The organism is Agrobacterium vaccinii (assembly GCF_021310995.1).
GTDB classification, from domain to species: Bacteria; Pseudomonadota; Alphaproteobacteria; order Rhizobiales; family Rhizobiaceae; genus Agrobacterium; species Agrobacterium vaccinii.
This window is the reverse complement of record NZ_CP054151.1, coordinates 653,882-674,508: the sequence shown is the minus strand read 5'-3', so window position 1 is coordinate 674,508 and position 20,627 is coordinate 653,882. Positions and strand designations below refer to the sequence as shown.

The following is a 20,627-nucleotide window of genomic DNA, read 5'->3' as shown; positions in this document are numbered from 1 at the left end:
CGGGACATCACCTTTTAGAGTGTCGCCAGCAACCGGTTGCTCAGCATACCCGCAGACGCCTGTTGCATCGACACCTTCTTTTCGATGGATTCGATAATAGTGTCGGTAAAATCGACTTTGGCGAGGTCACGAATATGCGCCAGTCCACCAGGTGAGAACACGTTCACCTCGAGAATTTTGTCACCGACGATGTCCAGGCCGACGAGGAACATGCCATCTTCCACCAGCTTAGGGCGCATCATTTCCGCCAGAGCTATGACGTCATCCGTCACCTCGACGGTCTCAGCCGTGCCGCTGGCATGAATGTTGGAGCGTAGATCGCCCTTGGCGGGCACGCGCCGCAGTGCCGCATATTGTCCATCACGCATCAGCGGCTCTCCATTCATCATGAAGAACCTTATATCGCCACCCTTGGCCGCAGGCAGATAGGCTTGCGCGATCAGGTAGCCCTCGATGCTGACAGCCTCAAAAATCTGGTTGAGATTGGTTTCCTTGCTGGACTCGATCTTAAACACGTTCTTGCCGCCAGAACCCTGCAACGGCTTTACGATGACGCCTTTGGGGTGCGAATCCGCAAAGGCACGAATTTCTTCGACGTTGCGTGAAATCAAGGTCGTGGGGCGCACGATTTCCGGGAAGCTCTGGAAGTACAGCTTGTTCTGCGCCAGTGCCAATCCCTCCGGGTCATTCAACACGACCACGCCACGCTGCTCCGCCAACCGCCCGAACAGGATGCCGGAATGCACAGCCCAAGGCCGCACGGTCTGGTCCAGCGACGGGTCGTTGCGCAGCATGAGAGCGTCGATCTCCTCGATATCGATCGTCTGTCGCTCCAGTTTCTTTTCCTGAAGCACTGAGTGGAATGTTTCGATTTTTTTGTATTTCTGGCGTGGCATGATCAACGCATGCACGACAAGCGTATCGTCTGCACGCAACGTAAAATCACCGGGTGTCAGATAGACAACCTCGTGACCGCGGTTCAGCGCGGCCATCGCCATCAACCCGGTTGCAAAGGTGGGTTGTTCGCCCTCGATTGAATTGACGAAAAATGCAAGGCGCATAGATCCCTCCCTTATAAAGTTGCCATTTCAGCTATCGATAAACCTGATCGTATTTTCTCAAGGCGCTCGCTCGCCTTCGCAGGCGCCAAAAATGCCGGGCGAATGCCGGGCGGATGCAGCAGGCCGCGCAACGCCAGTTCCTGCATGACAGGAAAATGCGCGGCGGAAATCTTGCCCATCCAGAACGGATCGAGCGCGCCGCCCTTGCGCAAATGCTCAAGTATTTCACTAAGGCCACGCAGATAGATCGCGTCCTTCGAAAGCCCGCCACCCCGGTAAATCCGTAAAACCATGTTGAAGGCATTCGCCTCTTCAAAACCATGCTCACGTGTCATCATGCGGAAGGTCTCGACGAAGCCGGCGCCATCCAACATGGCGGCGCATCCAACCACGCGCGCTGCAATCAGCCGCAATCTCTCGCGCGTCATGCCGCCAGCAAGGTATTCGGCCATAACTGCCAGCCCTTCCTGAACACCTTCGTAGCCTGACAGCCCCGTTCGAAACAGCCGCAGCCCCTGGGCCGAACCGTTGAAATAGGTCAGCAGGTGAACACCAATTTCATGGTGCAACAGCGCATCCAGACGACGCCGCTCCATAACGGTGTGGCGGGAAATCAGAAGTTTTTCGCCTGTCACCATAAGTCCGGGCGGCAGGTCGTCTCGTATCTCGACGCGCGCTTTGAAAAGCGGATTTTCCGCGTGGTAGTCATCCACCATCTGCCGTGCGCTCTTCACAACCTCGTAGCAATCCACCATTGCGATATCTTCGACATCGCCGGGGCGAGGGCAGCGCTTCAACACGTCTCGCGCCAAGGAGAGCAGCTGAGGTTCGACAGAACCATACAGCGCCCGGCTGAAATCCGTAAACTGGCGTCGGTGCAGATGCGCCAGCATGCTGAGCTGGAGGTCGATCTCCTGCTGCTTCTCGCGGTAGAGATTGTAGAGAACGGGATCTTCGAGGTGATCGAAGGCCACCGAATAAAGCTTGCGTTTTTGCTCTTCGACATCGACGCTCAACGGGCGGTATAGAAAATGCGGAGCGTATTCAAAACCGTTCTCACGGAAATCCTTGAGGGCCTGTCGCGCGTTGATTGGTGTGACCGAGAGCAGAAAATCGAAGGAAGCGGCAATGTCGTCGATAGAACGATCCGCTCGGCGCACCGCATCCACGAAAGCCTTTCGTCCAAGCGCTCGATGCGAGGAAATGGTCAGCGCTTGCGTCTTCGTGGAAAATGCTGCGAACGCTCGCAGACCTGCATCGAAAAGATCGGCGATCATCGTCTCACGCAGGCCCGGATAATCCGCTCCCGATTCTGGTTGACGGTAGATCGGCGCAAAACGCACGCTGATGACAGGGTAATCCAACCCTGCATTCTTAAATGCGGCGATAGGGTCATGCTCGTCATCGGGCCGGGTGATGTGTGGGGTGCGAAAACGAATTTCAGCGTCACAAACAGCCTTGATGAAAACGCGCTTCGAGTCGTGCGTTACTGGCTCTGCCGTAGAGGAAACCGCAACCTCGTAATGCGGCAGAAACGGTGAATCGTCCGCAAGCAGGATATCGTGTTCCAATTCGCCCACATCCAGCACCATGAAGGTCCCGAACCGTTTCTCCATCTCCGCCCCAATAACCGTCAGGATTGGCATCGCTTCGGCCAAGCTGGACGCAATAAGATAGGACGCATGGGCCGACGCGATATCTCTGGCCGCCAGATTTTTGGTCCCGGCGGTCAGGTGCAGGCAAAGGAATGGCAGCGGCCTGTCCATATGCAGACGTCCATCGGTGCCGATATCCGTGCGGATGGCTTTTCCCGCGTTGAGACATGCCACGACCTCGTCCAGAATATCAGACGTAGCGACCCGCTGTCTTGCCCCAGCTGCATTCACGTCCGCGCCCTCAGCAAATCCTCCAGTTTCGCCTCAAGCGCGGTCATCGCGTTGCTGATGTCGCGTATAATCTGCGGGTGGGGCTGTCCCGTCCATTCGTCCATGAATATTTTCTTGAATTCGATCGCGAGGGCGCAGCCGTTTTGCGGGAAATTTTCGTGAATGAAACGGGTCTGTTCACCCTTTCCCTGAAAGGCAATATTTTCTCGAACGTCCAGCTGACGTCCGCCAATCTTCGCGGCGCTGAAATGATCTATCACAGTATCGACCACATCGGCCCAACGCGCCCGGTCCATGGAGATGGTGCCGATATTGATATCGGGAGCATCGTGGGGGTTCGTTGGCTCTGCATCCGCACCGCCGCGCCTGTGATTGTAGCTGTGAACATCCAGCACGACGAACGCGCCATGGCGTTTCTCGACAATCTCAAGCATCTGTCGCAGCATGGCGTAATAATCATCGTGGAATGCAAGCGACTGCTCAATCGAACCATGTGTCGGCTTTTCGCGCCAAACCTTAAGCCCCCAAGCCTGCTCCGGCGTCAGATAAATTGCCTGGTCTCGCGCCCGATTAAGATCAAGCTCGAACCGCGATCGATGCACGACAATCCGGTTGGTCAGCCCAGAAATCATGTCAGCCGTAAAGGGATCTTCTTCCCTCAGTCTCTCATCGGAAGATAAACCCATGATGGGAAGCAGGTCATCGCGCACACCGTGCCCCTCATGGATCGCCGTGCTAACCACAGGGCTTAATCCACATTCGACCGACCAGAAGCGCCTCACACTCTGCTCAAAAACCTCTCCCGACAAACCCATCTCGCCCTCACATTGAACAGCATTGAAACCGCACGACGATAAGTTTTGTTCCGAATTCATTTAACGTGACAGGCGAACGTCGCCTATCAGAACACCCCATTCACAAATCCATCAAAAACTTGACCCACCGCCGCCATAGCAAGCATTTAGCCCTTGCACACATTCAGATTGCTGGTTATGAGAACGCCCGCACGACCCTAAAAAATCGTGCCCGCGGAGAGGTGGCAGAGTGGTCGAATGCACCGCACTCGAAATGCGGCATACCTGCAAGGGTATCGTGGGTTCAAATCCCACCCTCTCCGCCATAGCGAACCTTGGGTTTGAAGGTTTTTCCTCCATTTTCTGATATTTTTCGATGTCACCGATTAATGCCGGTATCGGCCAGGGCCACACTTAAGGCACTTCTTATTAAATAGCCTGCGCGCAGCGTTTACAACTCATCTCTCTACATGCCACATCTGACAACTCAGCGGGGCAAGTCCCGCTGAGGACAAGAAGGGGACTAGGTGCGTGTTTCTGAGGAAAATCACTGCGCTCAATAATATCGGTCGTTTCAAAGCAGCGCGTGTAAGCGGTGGCGAATATGGTCGCTTCACACTCATCTACGGAGGCAACGGGCGTGGCAAGACCACGCTATGCGCGATCCTTCGCTCTTTGCACCGCAACGAGCCTCAGATCATTGAGCGTCGTAAGTCTTTCCGGGCAACTTCGGAGCCAGAAGCCAAATTAATCTTCGATGTAGGCCAGGCTCGATTTTCCGGTGGCGCGTGGACAACTACGCAAGTCGCTATTCACATATTCGACCAGCAGTTCGTCAACGAAAATGTCCATGGCGGTGAACAGATCGATGTAGAGCACCGTCGTAATTTTTATCGAATTGTTGTCGGCCCGAAAGGTGTCGCCTTAGCCGAAGAGGTCGACCGGCTCGACATGGCTGCTACGGCTAAACAGTCCGAGATCACAGCTGAGAAAAAGGTCATAGAACAGCATGTCCCGGTAGGCATGAAGTTAGACGCCTTTTTGAGACTGCCAGCAGATGCTGATATCGACGAGAAGATCGAAGGGGCGACAAAAGCACTCAGAGCTATCAATGACGATGCGAAAGTTGCGTCGCACAGTCTGTTAAGTGCGCCAGCGCTACCCACTTTGCCAGACGGTTTCCTCGATTTACTAGCAAAAGGAGTAGAAGGAATAGCTGCCGATGCAGCGGCACGTGTTCAACGCCAACTTACACACCATAATTTCCGCGAGGGTGGCGAAGCTTGGTTGTCGAAGGGCTTAACCCACGTCGTTGATGACATGTGTCCCTTTTGCGCAACGCCGTTCACCGGCAACAGCTTGATAGATGCCTATCAGGGCTATTTCAGTGAGGCCTATGCGGTGCATAAAGCGGCAATCTCAGACATGGCGAATGCACTCGATGAGGCGTTGTCGTCAACGCCAGTGCTCAGGGTCGAGCAGAGTTATACTCATCTCTCAGCCGATGCTGCCTTTTGGAGCGCCTATTGCGATCACGGCTATGTGCCTTCTGAAGCTGCGGACCGCATTAACAACGAGATCGGCGCCTTGTTCGAATCTGCAAAAGCGATGCTTGACAGGAAAGCAGCCTCCCCGCTCGAACCTGTGGAGACGTCAGGTGCATTCATCGAAGCACAAGCCACCTGGTTAGCGACGTGCGTCGAACTTAGCGCCAACATGGCGACATTGACCGAGGCAAATCATCTGATCGAAGCTGTAAAGGATGCCAATGCCACATCTAGTAAAAGCAGGGCTGAAGCGACGCTCACCGAACTTTTGGCTATCAAAACGCGGCACTCGACACCCGTGCTTGGTCTGGCATCTAATTATGACCAGCTGCTACGCGACAAGAAGGCTCTCGTTGAGGCAAAGGATACCAAAAAATCGGCGCTCGACGCTTACGACGAGAAAATTCTCGGTGATTATGAAGCCGATATCAATCAGTTCCTCACCTCGTTCGGTGCGAGTTTCAGACTAGCACGATGCAGCAAGACTTATGTCGGCAAGACGCCCCAATCCACCTACTGCCTCCGCTTCGAGACCAGTGACATCGATGTGACTAGGTCCAGTCCTAGCGCTCCTGGTTTCGACACTACGATGAGCGCTGGGGATAAGAGCACTTTTGCGCTTGCATTCTTCTTATCGCAACTCAAACGAGACCCTGACATCCGGGACAGGATCGTTGTTTTCGACGATCCTTTTACCAGCCTCGACGACTTCCGGAGAGCGATGACCGCGAAGGAGATTGTGCGAACGGGCGATCCGGGTAGGGCTGCCCAGATCATTTTGCTTAGCCACGACAAATTCTTCCTCGATACAGTTCGCGGCATGATTCATAATGCTGTGTGCACACCATTCCAGCTTTCTACGAGCGCAACCGGCTCTTCGATAGAGCCTTGGGACATTGAGCTTGAGGTTAAGGAAGGGTATTTGCAAGATCATATGAGGTTACAAGATTTCGCCGAAGGCCGTGCCGGTGACGCACGGGATATGCGAACCGTGATGCGCCCACTGCTTGAAAAATACATTCGCTACCGGTTTCCGAACCAAATTCTTGAGGGAAAATGGCTGGGTGAGATGATCGGGATAATCCGGTCTGATCTCAATCATCCACTATCATCTCAATACAACGAGCTTGATGATATCAACAGTTACACAGCTCCTTTCCATCACGACCCTAACACTACGTTTGTTGAGCATGAGGTGCGGACCTATGTCCAGCGAACTCTCGCAATCGTTGGAGGAACCTAAATCGACAATACTTCTTGTCGTTTCGGTCGGACGAACATGCCTTGGCACCAGTTTACAGGTATCCCACTCGTGATCTTCAACACCGTTTGGACTTGGTGACGATCCGGAACTTCGAATACGTTTGATAGTTTAACGACGTGACCTCGAGATCTAGCTTGTTCACGGCTGGGAAACTGAGTTGACATTTTGTCTCGTCCGGCTATCGTCGATTGGCTTACGTGTATTGAGTGCATTGTCTAGCACTTGGTCTAGCGCTTCGCTGGACCTCATTATATTGCGGAATTTTGGTGCCCTGTAAGGTAGTGATTGAACATCGCCCTTCGGGACGCTCCGCTCGATAATCAATCCCTACCTTACAGGGCTTCAAGGGTAAGCTATGTTGCTATTTGCAGAGGAATTGGACGTGGACAAAATCCATGTCCAATCTCCTTCTGCAGTAGTGTTCCTTTGCGGAGGTCCATATTCCAATATCGATGAGCCAGTTGCGCTGTCATTACGAGATGGCTTTCTCAAGATCCTGGATAACCCTGCAATAAAAGGAAAAGCGATTATCCAAGCGGAGGATATTACCAAACTTCACATTTTCGCTGATTCATATGAGGACGTTCTCCAGTTTGAGACCGATTTGGCGGAGATTTCCGATCTGATCCTGCTTTTTTGTGAAAGCGAGGGAAGCATGGCAGAGCTAGGAGCGTTTTGCGTCATTCAAGAGATTGCTTCAAGGCTGCTTGTGGTAGTTAGAGACAGACACTGGCGGGGCAAGGGGGAAACCTCTTTCATCAGGCTCGGACCGTTACGCTTTCTTGAGCGCAAGCACGGGAATACGTCTATTTTCGTAATAGATGATGCTGATGTCGGCGACGTGAGTGCGCCTGGGGGCATCAAAATCGGCGTGCTGAAAGAGCAGCTGCAGGCACCATTAAAACTAAGATTGGCTACGACGCGGGATCCTACGACTTTTAACATTGACCGGCCTGGCCACATCATAAAACTTATTGTCGGTTTAATACAAGAATACGGCGCACTCACGTTCAATGAAATAGATGAACTACTTCTGATCGTCGGTGTATATGTTCCTACGCCGGATCTGAAGAGATACCTTCTGTGCGCGGAGTCTGTCGAGTGGATCGCCCGACGAAAAAAGGGTCTTGACGAGTTTTTTATTGCAAACCCACTTCCTGACGCTGCTGTCATAACGACCAAAGTAAGCAGGGCCCTGCAGAACAAGGCCCGCCGTCGTCTCGCCATCCGCGAACACTGGAAAGACCATGAGCCACTTCGTTACAGTGTTATTACTCAATTCTATGGCAGCGTCAGATGAGTGAAATTTTAAAAGCTCTCTCGACCGCTACAGGCCTAAGTGACAGGGACCTTCGCGCGATAATAAGCAACTCCCCCGACCGCTACAAAGTCTATAGTATCGCGAAGCGACGGGGCGGGCGGCGAGAAATAGCGCAGCCAGCCCGAGAACTAAAGGTCCTGCAGCGAGCCTTGAATGATATTGTCCTCTCCAAGCTGCCAGTGCACCCGGCTGCGATGGCTTATCGCCCCGGTATCGGCCTAAAGCAGAATGCTCAGGCCCACTCCCACAATGGTCCGATCTTGAAGTTTGATTTTCAAGACTTTTTTCCATCCCTTCGGGCTGAGGACTGGCAGGAATATTGTCATCGACACAAAGTTTTTAACGATGAAGAGGACGTCGAGTTAAGTTCAAAAATAATGTTTAGAAGAAAAAACCGGCATTCAACTGTCTTAAGACTGGCTATAGGAGCACCATCATCGCCGCCTTTGTCAAATATTCTTATGTTTGATTTTGATATTGCGATGCAAGCGTATTGTGCCTCTCAGAAGGTCACTTATACAAGATACGCAGATGACATCACGTTCTCAGCGCAAAGAACTGGTTTTCTGACAGGAGTTCCAAAAGCACTCGAGCGTATTGTTAAAGATCTTCGGTCTCCACGGCTTAAAATTAACCATGACAAGACCGTTCTTGCGACGAAAAAGTATAAACGCATGGTTACTGGTTTAATATTGACAAATGACGGGAGTGTTTCTTTAGGTCAGCAGAGAAAACGAAACATCAGGGCTGGCGTTCACAGGTGGACGCTGGGTGTGCTGTCAAACGCAGACATATGCCGATTAGCTGGTCACTTGTCATTTGCCGAGGATATCGAGCCTGCTTTTATTTCCCGCCTAGCCAACAAATATGGAGCGCAGGCTATAGCTGACATAAAAAGAGCTTACCTCCAGCAAGGTTCTGACAGTTCCCAAAATCCTGTAAAGATTTAAACTCGTATGGTGCTGTTAGAACGCAAATTGGGTGAACCTGACAGCGGCCATGATAATCCTTGGCACCCCTCCGGGGACGTCCTACGCATGATCTTCAACATCGCTTGGAGATCACATGGCAACAATCAGAAAACTCAGAGGACGCTGGCAAGCACAGGTTCGTCGCCGCGGCATGAAGCCACGCTGCAAGAGCTTTGACACGAAGCTCGAAGCTGAAAAGTGGGCGCGTGATCTCGAAGCGCAGGTGGACCGGTTCGGTGCGGCGCCGGACACGAAGATCCTCGAGAGCACAACGCTCGGACAGCTTCTTGAACGATACCAGCGGGAAGTCTCTCCTTTGAAGCGCGGCTCCGTCCAGGAAATCCAGCGGATTGACGTGCTGCGTCGTCATGATCTCGCCTACCGAACGCTGATCGGACTGAGTCAGCAGGACATTGCTTCGTTCCGGGATGAACGCCTTCAAGCCGTAGCTCCATCTACCACTGTCCGGGAGCTTGCTATTCTCAGCCATGTCCTTGAAGTGGCAATCCGCGATTGGGGATTGCCGCTTGCCAAGAATGTGGTGAAGCTGGTGCGCCGTCCGGTCATTCGTAACGAACGCAGCAGACGGTTGACGGGCACCGAGGAACAGCGCCTCCTCAATGGCTGCGACGGCGGGCAGACGCCATACTTCAAGACGCTGCTGATCTTGGCGATCGAGACAGGGATGCGGCGTGGTGAAATCCTTGGGTTGCGCTGGTCTGATATCTCCCACAATCGCCGGGTAATCACGCTTACGATGACTAAGAACGGATCCAGTCGCGAGGTGCCGCTATCCCAGAGAGCATTCGATGCACTGACGGAGTGGAAGGAGCGGGCTGTGGTAGATCTATCTAAGGTTTTTCCGATGACACCGGGAGCGCTGGAGCAGGCGTGGCGCAGGTTGTTGATCCGGGCAGGTATCAAGTCACTGCGCTTCCACGACCTGCGCCACGAAGGCGTCAGCCGTCTTTTCGAGCGTGGACTGAACATCATCGAAGTTAGCAGCATCTCTGGACACAAGGAGCTCCGGATGTTGAAGCGCTACACCCATCTCAGCGCTGATGACCTCGTGGCTCGGCTGGGATAGATTAATATACGGTTGATGGCGTTGCCTTGCGCGACGTTTACATAAACCTTGCCTCAGCACCGAATCCGTCAAGGTTGACCGACGAAATCTGTTAAAGACATATATCTTAGGTTGCGAATATCCTTCCCCTAAGCTCAAAAACACTGCCGATTTGGACCCAACCTTGTCATGATGTTTACATCATCTTGCGGATTTTTCCCATTTCAAGCGTTTTTGGTGCCGATGTAAAGATTACGCAACGCGCTTGAGTTGCATCAGGTGCCTTTCACCTCGGTTCCTTTCAGCCAACGGAGCCTTGGCTTCCAAACTTCGCAACCGCCGCACTGGTGAGCCGGCTAGTCGACGCTACCGATCCTTGGGTGCCAGTGGAGAAAACATATCCGCCGTCGCGCCAGGAAACATGCGTAGATCAATCTATATCAGTGTGCCAGGGCATGGCGATTAACGTGATCTGCGAATAGGAGCTGACAGCTGTCGAACGCTCCCATGCGCCAAAGCTCTCCGTGGACGATCTAGACCGGGGCGTCCGCCTCTCGTTCGCGTCCACCCGGTGCCGTTGAACCTCCTCTGCCAAGGGTTGTGGAGATGGTCAATCATGATCCAGTTCGATCGTGGACATCGAAGTCCTAGAAAAAATCAAGCCGCACGATGGGGATGCCTTCCGTAGCGGCAATGATTGGGTGCCCTATCCTCCCATACCGCAAATTGACAGAGAAGCCCCCATACGGGCGTCATCTGCCTGACAGTGCAGCGCATCACTTTGGTTAATGGAACGCTCCTACGCGAAACCTCGAGTCAGTGCGCACAAGCCGAGGCTTGAAGATTCTTTAGCGATCATATGCGCTCGCTTCGCCATCTTGCTATAACTCAAAACAGCAAGCGCTTGCCGACCCTCGAAGAACACTAGCCGGACGACTTTGGTCGCCCGAAGGAGAAACTGTGCCAATGGATAAGGCAAAGCTTGATAAACGTATTGCGGATATAGTTCGAATGCGGACTGTCCTTCACCCCACGGACTGGAAGGACGAGAGCCAGTTGATGATGAAGCGCTGGTTTGACTATCGCTTCATGTCTCCCCTGGAGGCTACAATGCAGTTCGGACAGCACTACATCGCTGGGCTCCGGCGGTATGTGAGCCGCAACGTTGATATGGGGCTCGCTGAAGCGGTATCGGGCACCAAGACCGGCGTTCCTTCCGAGCGTGCTCGCTGGTTTACCGCGCTCTGGCGTGCACGCGCCCGGACCGACGCAATCTTCGTCCCGTATGATTTGCTGGTCGACTTCAGCTTTTACTTCGCGTCCCGCCGCAAGCGCTTCTGGACCATGCTGCCTAACCAGCTTCATGCATCGAAGAGGAATAGCGTGGCCTGGTGGGCGTTGTTTCACGAGCACGTTGAGGATGTGCTCCCGCTTCGCATGAAGAGCGTCGCAGACATTCCTCACTACCGGACGGAGAACTACCGCGTTTTGCCACCTCAGGAGGATTTCTGCGAGCTGATGACGTCAGAGATCCGGCACGAGCACCGGCCGCTGGCCGACCAGATCGCCGACAGTGTATTCATCAAGCGTCATCTGAGTCTGGAGCAGGGGCTTGCGTTAGCACCCCCGGACGAAGATCGCGAAGAGCTTGTGCACCGCGCAAAGATCGCAGCCAACGATCGTGCCTGGGAGGTCAGGCCGGTCGTCAAGCTTGATCAGGCAGATCTTCTCCCCAGCTGTTTCGGAATCGCCGAGACCATCGATGTCAATCGTGCGCCGTGCGACCTGTGCCCGCTAATAGCTAGATGTAGCGCGGCATCTGCTGAGGCCATCGATATCACCGTCAAGATCACCGGGTCCGCATCCCCTGTTCTGGACGCAGACCGGAAGCGGATCTCTATTAACGTCGCGAACCATCGTAGGAAGGCAGGTGCCGCTCCAGTCACGTCTTGCCACTAAACGCCGAGCCGGGATGTAATCATTCCCTATTACAGCTTCTTCTTTCAAAGAGTATGTAAATATAGGGAACGATTACGAGGTGATATCCTTTCGGCAAGTCGTTTCGGCCATCAGCTACGAAGATATAGAGCGTCCCGCGAGAGCGCGGTCGCAGCCTTTTGCTATTTAAGGAAACCAAAATGAACTTTACTGATATACGCCGGTTCTTTCGAAACCGCGTCAATTACTACGCCTACATCCGTGACAGCCACTGCGTGGGCGTTCACGACGGCTGCCGTTTGACCCTGCGCCAGCTGTGCGAATGCCTTGCTTTTGATCCGGACCCCTTCCCTCTCGAATACGAGCCTGAATTTCGCAGGCTCTGCGGCAAGCTCTACCCCATGTGGCGTGATAAGCGTCGCACTTATGGTGACGTGGTCGCTGTGCTAAACCAGAAGCTGGCCGAAGAGGAAGGACATGCGACATTCTTCTCAGGCGGTTCGGCATCTCACGCATCGAATTACATCAGGCCGACCTGACCAATCGCGGAGGCAGACGATTGTCGGAGCGTCTCATCCTAGCCAGGGACGCTCTGGATCTTTGGGATTGGGTGCGAATTCGCCCTTTCCCTGGCGTCGCTTCGACAGAACACGGTCAGATTTCACTGCAGGCGATAGTGCAGCAATTACGATCAACGCGATGATGCTGAAGAAGAAGCCGAGCGCGAACCATCCAATCGGATCGCGGCCTTTATTTGCCGCCAATATCGCGCAAGCGCCACCGAACACAAAGCCTGATGCAAAAATGATCAATGAAACGTCCATGCACTCCTCACTGCTAATCGGGCCTAGATGTGCCTGCAAGAGCGAAAGGGAACCTTTGTCCGATAGAGGTCAGCTGTAACTGCTTATCTGGAAGCATCCTGTAGTTTCAAGGGCTTCCGGAGAAGCTCCATTTAATGACCGACAGAGCGAAAAGGTTCCTTTATGTCAATCGCTTAGCAAGAAAACGGCGTGTGAAGGTAATGAACATGAAGCTGGTCGGTTATGCCCGTGTATCAACGGTCGAACAGAACCTCGGACTGCAGATCGCCGCGTTGGAGGCGGCAGGATGCTCGGAAATCTGCACCGATCACGGACTATCCGGTGCCGACTTCCAGCGTCCTGGTCTTCTCAAGGCTCTCAAGAAACTAAAGCGGGGTGACATGCTCATCGTTTGGCGGCTCGACAGGCTTGGAAGATCTCTTGTCGACCTGATTCAGACCGTGAACGGTCTATCGAAGAGGGGCTGTGACTTCCGGTCTTTGACTGAGAGTATCGACACATCGTCATCGGGCGGGCGGCTGGTTTTTCACATGATGGCAGCAATGGCAGAATTTGAACGAGCGATCATAAGCGAGCGAACCAAGGCAGGAATGGAAGCTGCGAGAGCGCGAGGATCTCGCATCGGACGCCGTTGCTCGATGACAGTGGAGCAGACCGAAGCTGCGCGCTTGGCAATCGAAATAGACTTGGCGTCCGTCGCAGAGGTCGCTGCCACATATGGCGTGCATCCGAAAACGTTGGCCCGGCTTCTGCGAGATCCCGTCAAATCGACGCGTTTGCCGTCAACCACTTCTGCAACGCAGTGATGACGTCTGGCTGTAAAACGCCAGAGAGATTCACCGGCGCACGCCTCGCGCTTTGCACTGCGATACATCGTTTTGGTGCACCAAGCCGGCCAGCAAGCTCCCCTGCCTCAAATAGCGCTACGCCAGAGCCAACCTGTTCTTCTCAAGCGCTTCCCGCGCCCATCCAGCCCATTGATCCTGGGGCGGCAGCCAAAACCAGCCGCCTATATCGTCGCCCACGACCACAGCTTCGCCAATTGCGGCGCATCCCGCAGTGAGTAAGCAGATCCATGCAGCCCGCTTTTCGTGGTCGCGCTCGCCAAGAAGTGCGGTCAACAGCTGAGGATTATGCCAGCCAATCTTTTGAAACAGGTCTGAAAGAACGCCGCTATCGACGGCATGCTCATACAGCCAATCAAATTTCTTGCGTTTACCCGCCTTCGGCAGGGCAAACCGCGCCTCTGGCAGCAGAACCCCCAAAAAGGCGTTTGGAAATGCTTCAATCATTAAAGTGTCCTGCCGGATCGCCCTCGATGCGCCTGCAATGTGTTCTGCAAGATGGAGCACTTGATTAGCAGTTTCCGCAGCAGCTCGACGCAGATCCCTGCCATAACCATGATTGCTCAGGCCAGGCTTGCATCGCGTCTGGAATGCGCCGCGAATGAACAGGCGTTCGCAGAGACGGTCCAAGCTATCATCGTAACTGACGGGGACCAGCGGCCCGTCGATGGCTATCACAGAGAACTTCGTAGACGCTGGAATGTGCTGGCTGCGACGTTCCCAATCCGAATACGTTCTGTCTGCTCCAAACTCGCCGTTGTTGCTCCAGGCGATGCCAGTGGTCGCCCTTGATTTCGAGAAGCCCACGTCGATGCCGAGAAGAGCGATGCGGCTGAGATCGACTGAGGGCTCACTCATCCCACTGCACTTTCATTAAGCCCATTGATCACCTCGATCAGACGCTTCGTCCTCTCAAAATCAAAGACCTGCTGCGGTCCCTCCGGGGCCTTGTCGATGAAGGGGCTCTCGTAGAGCATGCCGGGATCCATGGTCCCCTTCTCCGTCAGATGCTCAATCACCATATCAACGAATTCGATCTGCTGGGCGGTGGCAGCGCCCTCTGCCAGGAATTCGCCGAAGGCTTCCACAACGGCATGGCGATCCAGACCGACAATTGATCGGATAAACGCGCCGAAGCCATGCGCCAGCTCTGTCGCCTTGTCGAAATGTTCCTGATCGCCGATCCCGGCCGTTATCAACATCTGCTGCAGTTCGGCAATGTCGGTGGGGGTTAGCGGCTTGCCATGACGTAGCTTGGCGATCGCAATGTGGCCCTCGTGGTCGCGCAGGAAATGCCGTGCCTTCTTCTTGAAACGGGCAAAATCCACCTCGCCAACCTGCGGCAAGTCGAGCTCTGTCGCAACACCCAACTCATCCTCGAAATTGGTGTAGACAATCGCCTTCCTGCCCTTTTCGATATGCAGAACAAGGCCACGCAGACGAAGCCGCACCAGCTCCAGCAGCGGCACCGTGACACCTTCCCACCAGGCATCAGAGAGTATGTCGAGGATAAGCGCATGCTGAGCTGCAATGACAGGAATTGCCGTCTGTTCATCAAGCGCCGACGCGATATCGACGAGCTGCTTCTTCAACCGGTCGAAGCGTTTGGAGCCCTTCAGGAGGGCGATTTCCAGGTTGAACATCAGCAGGTCGAAGCGCTTGGCCTCTTCCGGCTCACTCTTCATGGCATTGGGAAGGGGTGCCACCTCCTCGACGAGCTCATCGCGCATCTCATCGGAAAGCGTGCCCCAGGCATCCGGCACTTGGTATTTTTCCACCAGCCGGCGCTTGGTTCGAACAACGAAATTGTCGAGGTTCATGGTCTCGACATAGGTCTTCAGGAAGTCCAGCGCGGCATCGCGGATTTGCTGCTCAGTCGGCGGCGCGTTCGGCCCTGCATCATATGCAGCGCCATCCTCCGCCACGCCGGGCGGGCGGTCTGCTGCAGCCATCTCGTCAAGTCCCCGCACCAGATCGAAGCGGGCGGCGAAAAGCCGCTCGCTGAGCGATTTCGCTGTCGAACCTTCATCAGGCTTCAGGTTCTGGCGGAAGAATTCGAGGTTCTGGCAATAGTCGAAAACCCGGAAAAACTCCTTGTCTTCGCCCGGCCCAAACAGGTTGGGGCAAAGACGCGTGCCGCGCCCGATGATCTGCCAGAACTTGGTCTTGGAGCGGATCAGCTTGAAAAGAACGAGGTTCACCACCTCTGGCACGTCGATGCCGGTGTCGAGCATGTCAACGGAAATCGCAATATGCGGCGCGCCATCCTTCTTCGAGAAGTCGTCGATCAGCGTCTGCGCATAGTCTGTCTTGAAGGTGATGATGCGGGCGAAATGCCCGGCTTCCAGATGCGGATAGGCAAGGTTGAACCGTTGCTCGATGAACTCTGCATGCTTCTGGTTCTTGGCGAAGATGATCGTCTTGCCGATGCGGTCACCGCCAGCCACCTTCACGCCGTCCGTCATCACATGGGCCAGCACCTTGTCGACGGTGTCGGCATTGAACAGCCATTTGTTGACGGCCTGCGCATCGACGCTGTCAGGCGGATCGCCATCTTCGTCATCCCATTCCAGCATGTCCCACTGCTCTTGTTCCGTGGCGGACAGATCGTCATAGCGAATGCCGTCCCGCACGAATTTGAGCGGCACGGACACAGCGACGGGCGGCACCAGCCATTCATCGGAAATAGCCTGATCGAGCGAATAGGCATCCGTCGGCACGCCTTCTTCCAGATCGAACAAGCCATAGGTATTGCGGTCAATCTCCTCGCGCGGCGTCGCGGTCAATCCCACCAACAGGCTGTCGAAGTAATCGAAAATGGCACCGTAGCGCTGATAGACGGAACGATGCGCCTCGTCGATGACCACAAGATCGAAATGCCCCGGCCCGAAGCGCGCCGTGCCGCCTTTGCGCTCATCGATCAGGTTCATCATGGTCGGATAGGTGGAGAGAAAGACGCGGCCCTCCCCGGTCTTTTCCGTCACCAGATTGACCGGCGAGGATTCAGGCAAATGCGCCTTGAAGGCTTTCACCGCCTGGTTCACCAGCGCCACCCGGTCCGCCATGAATAGAACGCGCTTCACCCAACCGGCACGCATCAGCACATCAATCAGCGCAATCACCGTGCGGGTCTTGCCGGAGCCGGTGGCCATCACCAGCAGGCCCTTGCGTTGCTGGCGCGCCTCAAAGGCTTCCTTTACCCGCGCAATCGCCCGCTCCTGATAGTAGCGTTCGACAATCTTGCGGTCGATCGCCACGCCCGTCATCGGCTTGCGGGTGCTGCGCCGCTGGATCAGCAGTTGCAGCTCGTCCTTCTTGTAGAAGCCGGAAACCTCGCGTGGTGGATAGGCAAGATCATCCCAGAGCCAGTGTTGATAACCGTTGGTGTAGAAGATAACCGGGCGCTGGCCGAATTGCTGCTCCAGACAATCGGCATAAAGCTTGGCCTGCTGTTGGCCTTCGCGCGGGCTGCGCTTGGTGCGCTTGGCTTCCACCAGCGCCAGCGGCTTGCCGTCATCGCCCCACAGCACGTAATCGACAAAACCCTGGCCCTGATTATTGGGCATGCCGGAAACAGGAAATTCGCGGTCGCGCGCCGCGTTCAGCGCCCAGCCTGCTTCCTTCAGAAGAAGGTCGATGAAAGTATCGCGGGTCTGCGCCTCGGAGTAGTCGTGATAGTCAGGCCGCTGCTCATTCTCGCGGCGAATACGATCCCGCTCGGCACGTGCCGCCTTCAGCTCGGCATCCAGATCGCCCTTGTCGCGCAACAGCTCGGTAAAAGCCTTGTCCTTGGCCTCCATCTCGCCTTTTAGCCGCGTCAACTCCGCAAAGGCGCGCTTGACGAGATCATCCTTGCGCTGAAGCTGCGCTAGCTCGAAACTCAAACCATCCGGCGGCGGTGCTTTGGCATAGGTGCGGGCCAGCCAGAAACAGAGGTGAAACAGCTCGCGCACCGTATCACCGGCATCCTTGGCCGAGGTGTCACGGGTCTCGTGAACCGCCAGATTGCCGATGCGGATAATGAGCTTCGCCTTGGTGAAGATCGCCTGCCCGGCGCGCTGCTGAAAGCTCGGCTCGTGGATCAGCGCCGAGATCCTGTCATCATAGGGAAAGGACAGCCCGCCATCGTTCTTGTAGACCCATTGCACCGCCAGCTCCACCGTGCGCCGGGCATAGAAAGCAGCCGTGCGCGGATCGCCCGCCGCATAGCCTTCGGCCTTCTTCGCGCTCTCGAAGATTTCGGGAAATTCAGCGGCGAGAAAGGCGAAGTTCGACATGGGCGACCTCAGAGTTGTCCGGTGAAGGCGCGGTGTTGGAGGGAGGCGAAGAGAGCATCTTGTTGCGTGTGGATACGGCTTAAATCTCGCGCTAAGGCCTCAACGCTACTAGTGCGTTCTGCATATTTAGTTTGGCCTTCGACATCGGGAATTATTATCGGCAATCTGAGCTGCTTAGTAATTCCGATATAGGCTCTCGTCGATTGCTCGGACGCATTTGACAATATTGCCTGAAAAGATGGTGATGTGAAAACACCTTTTAGAAACTTAGAATTCAAACTAGGACCTGGCCGATAGTAAGTAACCTGAGGAGATAGAATTGCGTGCGGTGTGTTTTTCGACAAAACTGCTGCCTCACCGATCGTTCCCTTATGGGTTAGCAGGACATCACCCGACTTTGCAAAACCTACTCGAAGTTTGCTTACCCATACGGGAGAAAGCCTATAGGCATTCTGGAGGTTAAGCGTTCCTTTTCGAAAGCAGTTAGCGGTCACAAAGGGAATACCTTCATCGCTAAAGTCCGCAACTTTTGGATGGCGTTCTCCATGGTTTCCATCTTGTATCTCAAGAATATGACCATCTGCCAAAGCCTGTCCAACGGATAGATTTGGATAACTCTTCGGATTGCTCACCGGATCGCCAAACATCTCAAGAAAGATCGATTGGTTGAGGCTGTCGAGCAGGGCGATGGCCTGACGGCGCTTGGCGCGCAGCGCATCGGCCTTGTCCAAAATCGCCGCAATCCGCTTCTGCTCATCAAGGGATGGCAGGGGGATTTGGAGAGACTTGAGGTTTGTAGTGGAAATGCTAGCTTGATTAACGGCCTTGTTGACGAAGGGCAGGAATTTAGCCCGAAAGCTAGAGTGGCTGAGCGCATAAAAGGCGAATTTGGGGAAAAGTCGCTTACTAGGCCGCAGCGCAATAAGGTTCATTCCATGCACTAGCTTTTCAGGAACACCTTCATAGATGGCGCATTTGCCTATGTGGTCAACGCTATTTATGTGGCTAAACAAGATGTCGCCTGATTGCAGCAGCCACTGCTCATTCCCGCTTTCAGATAGACCCGCATATCCTACACGGTCTGGATCGATATGCCGCTCCGCAATTGTCTCGATACGAGTGATCGGCAAACCATCTCGCTCCTTAGTTTGCTTTACGTTTTTGCCATTGCGGACGAATTCAAAAGCCTCACCGACCAGGACATTCTGCCAGCTCACAGCATCGCCTCCAACTCTTTCAGCCCGGCGGCAATCTCGTCCTCTAGGACCAGCAGTTCTGCAATAATCTCCTTCGGCGGGCGGTGCTCTGCGGCTTCGTGCACCAGTTCCTTGTAGCGGTTGAGCGAGAGGTCGTAATCTGCTGCTGCAATGTCATCTCGACTGACAGTAAAGCTCTGGCCGGTGCGCGGGTTAGCCAGTTCTTCGCCGTCTCGCTCCTTCCAGCGCGCCACCACATCCGGCAGGTTGTTCTTGCCGTGCTCTTCTGCGGAAAGTGCTGCCTTCGGCACGGGGCCGAATTTATCCTCGCTCACCAGCATCTGGCGCTTGTCATCCAGGCTCATGCCATCGGCCTGCACATCATAGAACCAGACGTTCTCAGTGCCGCCGGAATTGGTTTTGGTGAAGAAGATGATGGCGGTGGAGACACCGGCATAGGGCTTGAACACGCCCGACGGCAGTTTAACGATGGCATCCAGCTTGTGGTCATCCACCAGCATCTTGCGAATGGCCTTGTGCGCTGTGGAGGAGCCGAACAGCACGCCATCCGGCACGATGACGGCAGCGCGTCCGCCCGGCTTCAACAGCTTCAGGAACAGCGCCATGAACAGAAGCTCGGTCTTCTTCGTCTTGACGATGGCGCGCAAATCGGCGGACGCCGTTTCCTCATCCAGCGAACCGGCAAAGGGCGGATTGGCAAGGATCAGCGAATATTTGTCGGCATCGTCCCCATGCGACGACGCAAGCGAGTCCCGGTAGCGGATATCGGCACCCTCGACCCCATGCAGCTGCATATTCATGGAGCCGATGCGCAGCATGGTCTGGTCGAAATCATAGCCATGAAACATGCCGTTATGGAAATGCTCGCGGCTCGCCTTATCCTGAAAAAGCTTCGGATGGTTGTCCCGCAGATATTCGCCAGCCGCGACCAGAAAGCCGCAGGTGCCGCTGGCCGGATCGCAGATCACATCCTTCTCCGTCGGTGCCGTCAGCTCCACCATCAGCTTGATGATGTGGCGCGGTGTGCGGAACTGGCCGTTCTGGCCTGCACTGGCAATCTTGCCCAGCATGTATTCATAGAGATCGCCCTTGGTATCGCGATCCTCCAGCGGAATTTCTGCCAGCATATCCACCACCTTGGCCAAGAGGCCCGGTGTCGGGATGGTAAAGCGCGCACCCTTCATGTGCTCGGCATGCGCCGTGCCCTTGTCACCCATGTCTCGCAGGAAGGGGAAAACATTGTCCGAAATGATGAAGAACATCCGCGCCGGATCATCATTGCGCAGCCGCGACCAGCGAAGCATGGCGTAGGTGATCTCTTCCTTCACCTCGCCGGTCTCTTCGTCACGCACCGTGCGATAAACGCCATCAGGAAAGATCACCCGCTCCATGGGGCGGCCCAGCATATTGGCCTTGTTCTCTTCCCGCGTCTGGATGTCATCCAGCCCGCGCATGAACAGCAGATAAGTGATCTGCTCGATTACCTCCAGCGGATTGGCAATCCCGCCCGCCCAGAAGGCATTCCAGACCTGATCGACCTTCGAGCGAATTTCACCTGTGAGCATGTGTTCTCTTCTGCATGTTTCGACGATTCGATTTGACACTAAGGCATTACA

At 54.7% G+C, this 20,627-nt stretch carries 15 protein-coding genes and 1 tRNA gene; 8 read left to right on the top strand and 8 right to left on the bottom strand.

Annotated features, from left to right (window positions below):
* Nucleotides 1-14 precede the first annotated feature (14 nt).
* The 3 genes from HRR99_RS18175 to HRR99_RS18165 are packed head-to-tail and all read right to left on the bottom strand — an operon-like array spanning nucleotide 15 to nucleotide 3,762.
* Complete coding sequence (locus HRR99_RS18175; RefSeq protein WP_233124202.1) at nucleotides 15-1,061, bottom strand: glutathione synthase; 1,047 nt, start codon at nucleotides 1,059-1,061, stop codon at nucleotides 15-17.
* Nucleotides 1,062-1,072: 11 nt separating this feature from the next.
* Nucleotides 1,073-2,947, bottom strand: a complete 1,875-nt coding sequence (locus HRR99_RS18170) for a flavohemoglobin expression-modulating QEGLA motif protein (protein WP_233124200.1) — start codon at nucleotides 2,945-2,947, stop codon at nucleotides 1,073-1,075.
* Nucleotides 2,944-3,762: an N-formylglutamate amidohydrolase gene (locus tag HRR99_RS18165; RefSeq protein ID WP_233124964.1), complete on the bottom strand. Its 819-nt coding sequence runs from the start codon at nucleotides 3,760-3,762 to the stop codon at nucleotides 2,944-2,946. Before HRR99_RS18165 ends, HRR99_RS18170 begins: the two co-directional genes overlap by 4 nt.
* Before the next feature lie 215 nt (nucleotides 3,763-3,977).
* On the opposite strand from HRR99_RS18165, the gene HRR99_RS18160 reads away from it, so the two are divergent.
* From HRR99_RS18160 to HRR99_RS18130, 7 genes are all read left to right on the top strand, one after another.
* Nucleotides 3,978-4,067, top strand: a tRNA-Ser gene (locus tag HRR99_RS18160).
* A gap of 205 nt (nucleotides 4,068-4,272) precedes the next feature.
* Nucleotides 4,273-6,531, top strand: coding sequence for an AAA family ATPase (locus tag HRR99_RS18155; protein WP_233124198.1), 2,259 nt, complete (start codon nucleotides 4,273-4,275; stop codon nucleotides 6,529-6,531).
* Nucleotides 6,532-6,907: 376 nt separating this feature from the next.
* Nucleotides 6,908-7,852: a retron St85 family effector protein gene (locus HRR99_RS18150; RefSeq protein ID WP_233124196.1), complete on the top strand. Its 945-nt coding sequence runs from the start codon at nucleotides 6,908-6,910 to the stop codon at nucleotides 7,850-7,852.
* On the top strand, nucleotides 7,849-8,823 hold the full coding sequence (locus tag HRR99_RS18145) for a retron St85 family RNA-directed DNA polymerase (protein ID WP_233124194.1): 975 nt from the start codon (nucleotides 7,849-7,851) through the stop codon (nucleotides 8,821-8,823). The genes HRR99_RS18150 and HRR99_RS18145 overlap by 4 nt, the downstream gene beginning before the upstream one ends.
* Nucleotides 8,824-8,938: 115 nt before the next feature.
* Entirely contained in the window at nucleotides 8,939-9,931 is a 993-nt protein-coding gene (locus HRR99_RS18140) for a site-specific integrase (protein WP_233124192.1), read from the top strand.
* A 945-nt stretch (nucleotides 9,932-10,876) separates the two neighbouring features.
* Nucleotides 10,877-11,869: a hypothetical protein gene (locus HRR99_RS18135; protein ID WP_233124191.1), complete on the top strand. Its 993-nt coding sequence runs from the start codon at nucleotides 10,877-10,879 to the stop codon at nucleotides 11,867-11,869.
* 179 nt (nucleotides 11,870-12,048) lie between these two features.
* A complete protein-coding gene (locus tag HRR99_RS18130; RefSeq protein WP_233124189.1) occupies nucleotides 12,049-12,387 on the top strand; it encodes a hypothetical protein in 339 nt (112 codons plus the stop codon).
* A gap of 33 nt (nucleotides 12,388-12,420) precedes the next feature.
* On the opposite strand, the gene HRR99_RS18125 is transcribed toward HRR99_RS18130, so the two are convergent.
* Nucleotides 12,421-12,672, bottom strand: coding sequence for a hypothetical protein (locus HRR99_RS18125; RefSeq protein ID WP_174034573.1), 252 nt, complete (start codon nucleotides 12,670-12,672; stop codon nucleotides 12,421-12,423).
* A 206-nt stretch (nucleotides 12,673-12,878) separates the two neighbouring features.
* Here HRR99_RS18125 and HRR99_RS18120 point away from each other — a divergent pair, with 206 nt between their 5' ends.
* On the top strand, nucleotides 12,879-13,478 hold the full coding sequence (locus HRR99_RS18120) for a recombinase family protein (RefSeq protein ID WP_233124963.1): 600 nt from the start codon (nucleotides 12,879-12,881) through the stop codon (nucleotides 13,476-13,478).
* 117 nt (nucleotides 13,479-13,595) lie between these two features.
* Here HRR99_RS18120 and HRR99_RS18115 read toward each other — a convergent pair whose 3' ends face one another.
* From HRR99_RS18115 to HRR99_RS18100, 4 genes are read right to left on the bottom strand one after another with little or no spacing between them, the layout of a single operon-like run.
* Nucleotides 13,596-14,375, bottom strand: coding sequence for a DUF429 domain-containing protein (locus HRR99_RS18115; protein ID WP_233124187.1), 780 nt, complete (start codon nucleotides 14,373-14,375; stop codon nucleotides 13,596-13,598).
* Nucleotides 14,372-17,794 (bottom strand): DEAD/DEAH box helicase family protein, encoded by a 3,423-nt coding sequence (locus HRR99_RS18110; RefSeq protein WP_233124185.1) that lies wholly within the window; start codon nucleotides 17,792-17,794, stop codon nucleotides 14,372-14,374. Before HRR99_RS18110 ends, HRR99_RS18115 begins: the two co-directional genes overlap by 4 nt.
* A gap of 8 nt (nucleotides 17,795-17,802) precedes the next feature.
* The gene (locus HRR99_RS18105) at nucleotides 17,803-19,011 is read right to left on the bottom strand and encodes a restriction endonuclease subunit S (protein WP_233124183.1); all 1,209 of its coding nucleotides are present in this window, start codon (nucleotides 19,009-19,011) and stop codon (nucleotides 17,803-17,805) included.
* Nucleotides 19,008-20,576 (bottom strand): type I restriction-modification system subunit M, encoded by a 1,569-nt coding sequence (locus HRR99_RS18100; protein ID WP_233124182.1) that lies wholly within the window; start codon nucleotides 20,574-20,576, stop codon nucleotides 19,008-19,010. Before HRR99_RS18100 ends, HRR99_RS18105 begins: the two co-directional genes overlap by 4 nt.
* Between the last annotated feature and the right edge of the window lie 51 nt (nucleotides 20,577-20,627).

Coding starts and splice junctions, on each gene's coding strand:
- HRR99_RS18115 (WP_233124187.1), bottom strand. CDS start 14,375: ATGAGTGAGCCCTCAGTCGATCTCAGCCGCATCGCTCTTCTCGGCATC.
- HRR99_RS18175 (WP_233124202.1), bottom strand. CDS start 1,061: ATGCGCCTTGCATTTTTCGTCAATTCAATCGAGGGCGAACAACCCACC.
- HRR99_RS18145 (WP_233124194.1), top strand. CDS start 7,849: ATGAGTGAAATTTTAAAAGCTCTCTCGACCGCTACAGGCCTAAGTGAC.
- HRR99_RS18150 (WP_233124196.1), top strand. CDS start 6,908: ATGTTGCTATTTGCAGAGGAATTGGACGTGGACAAAATCCATGTCCAA.
- HRR99_RS18125 (WP_174034573.1), bottom strand. CDS start 12,672: ATGGACGTTTCATTGATCATTTTTGCATCAGGCTTTGTGTTCGGTGGC.
- HRR99_RS18165 (WP_233124964.1), bottom strand. CDS start 3,762: ATGGGTTTGTCGGGAGAGGTTTTTGAGCAGAGTGTGAGGCGCTTCTGG.
- HRR99_RS18130 (WP_233124189.1), top strand. CDS start 12,049: ATGAACTTTACTGATATACGCCGGTTCTTTCGAAACCGCGTCAATTAC.
- HRR99_RS18100 (WP_233124182.1), bottom strand. CDS start 20,576: ATGCTCACAGGTGAAATTCGCTCGAAGGTCGATCAGGTCTGGAATGCC.
- HRR99_RS18120 (WP_233124963.1), top strand. CDS start 12,879: ATGAAGCTGGTCGGTTATGCCCGTGTATCAACGGTCGAACAGAACCTC.
- HRR99_RS18110 (WP_233124185.1), bottom strand. CDS start 17,794: ATGTCGAACTTCGCCTTTCTCGCCGCTGAATTTCCCGAAATCTTCGAG.
- HRR99_RS18135 (WP_233124191.1), top strand. CDS start 10,877: ATGGATAAGGCAAAGCTTGATAAACGTATTGCGGATATAGTTCGAATG.
- HRR99_RS18140 (WP_233124192.1), top strand. CDS start 8,939: ATGGCAACAATCAGAAAACTCAGAGGACGCTGGCAAGCACAGGTTCGT.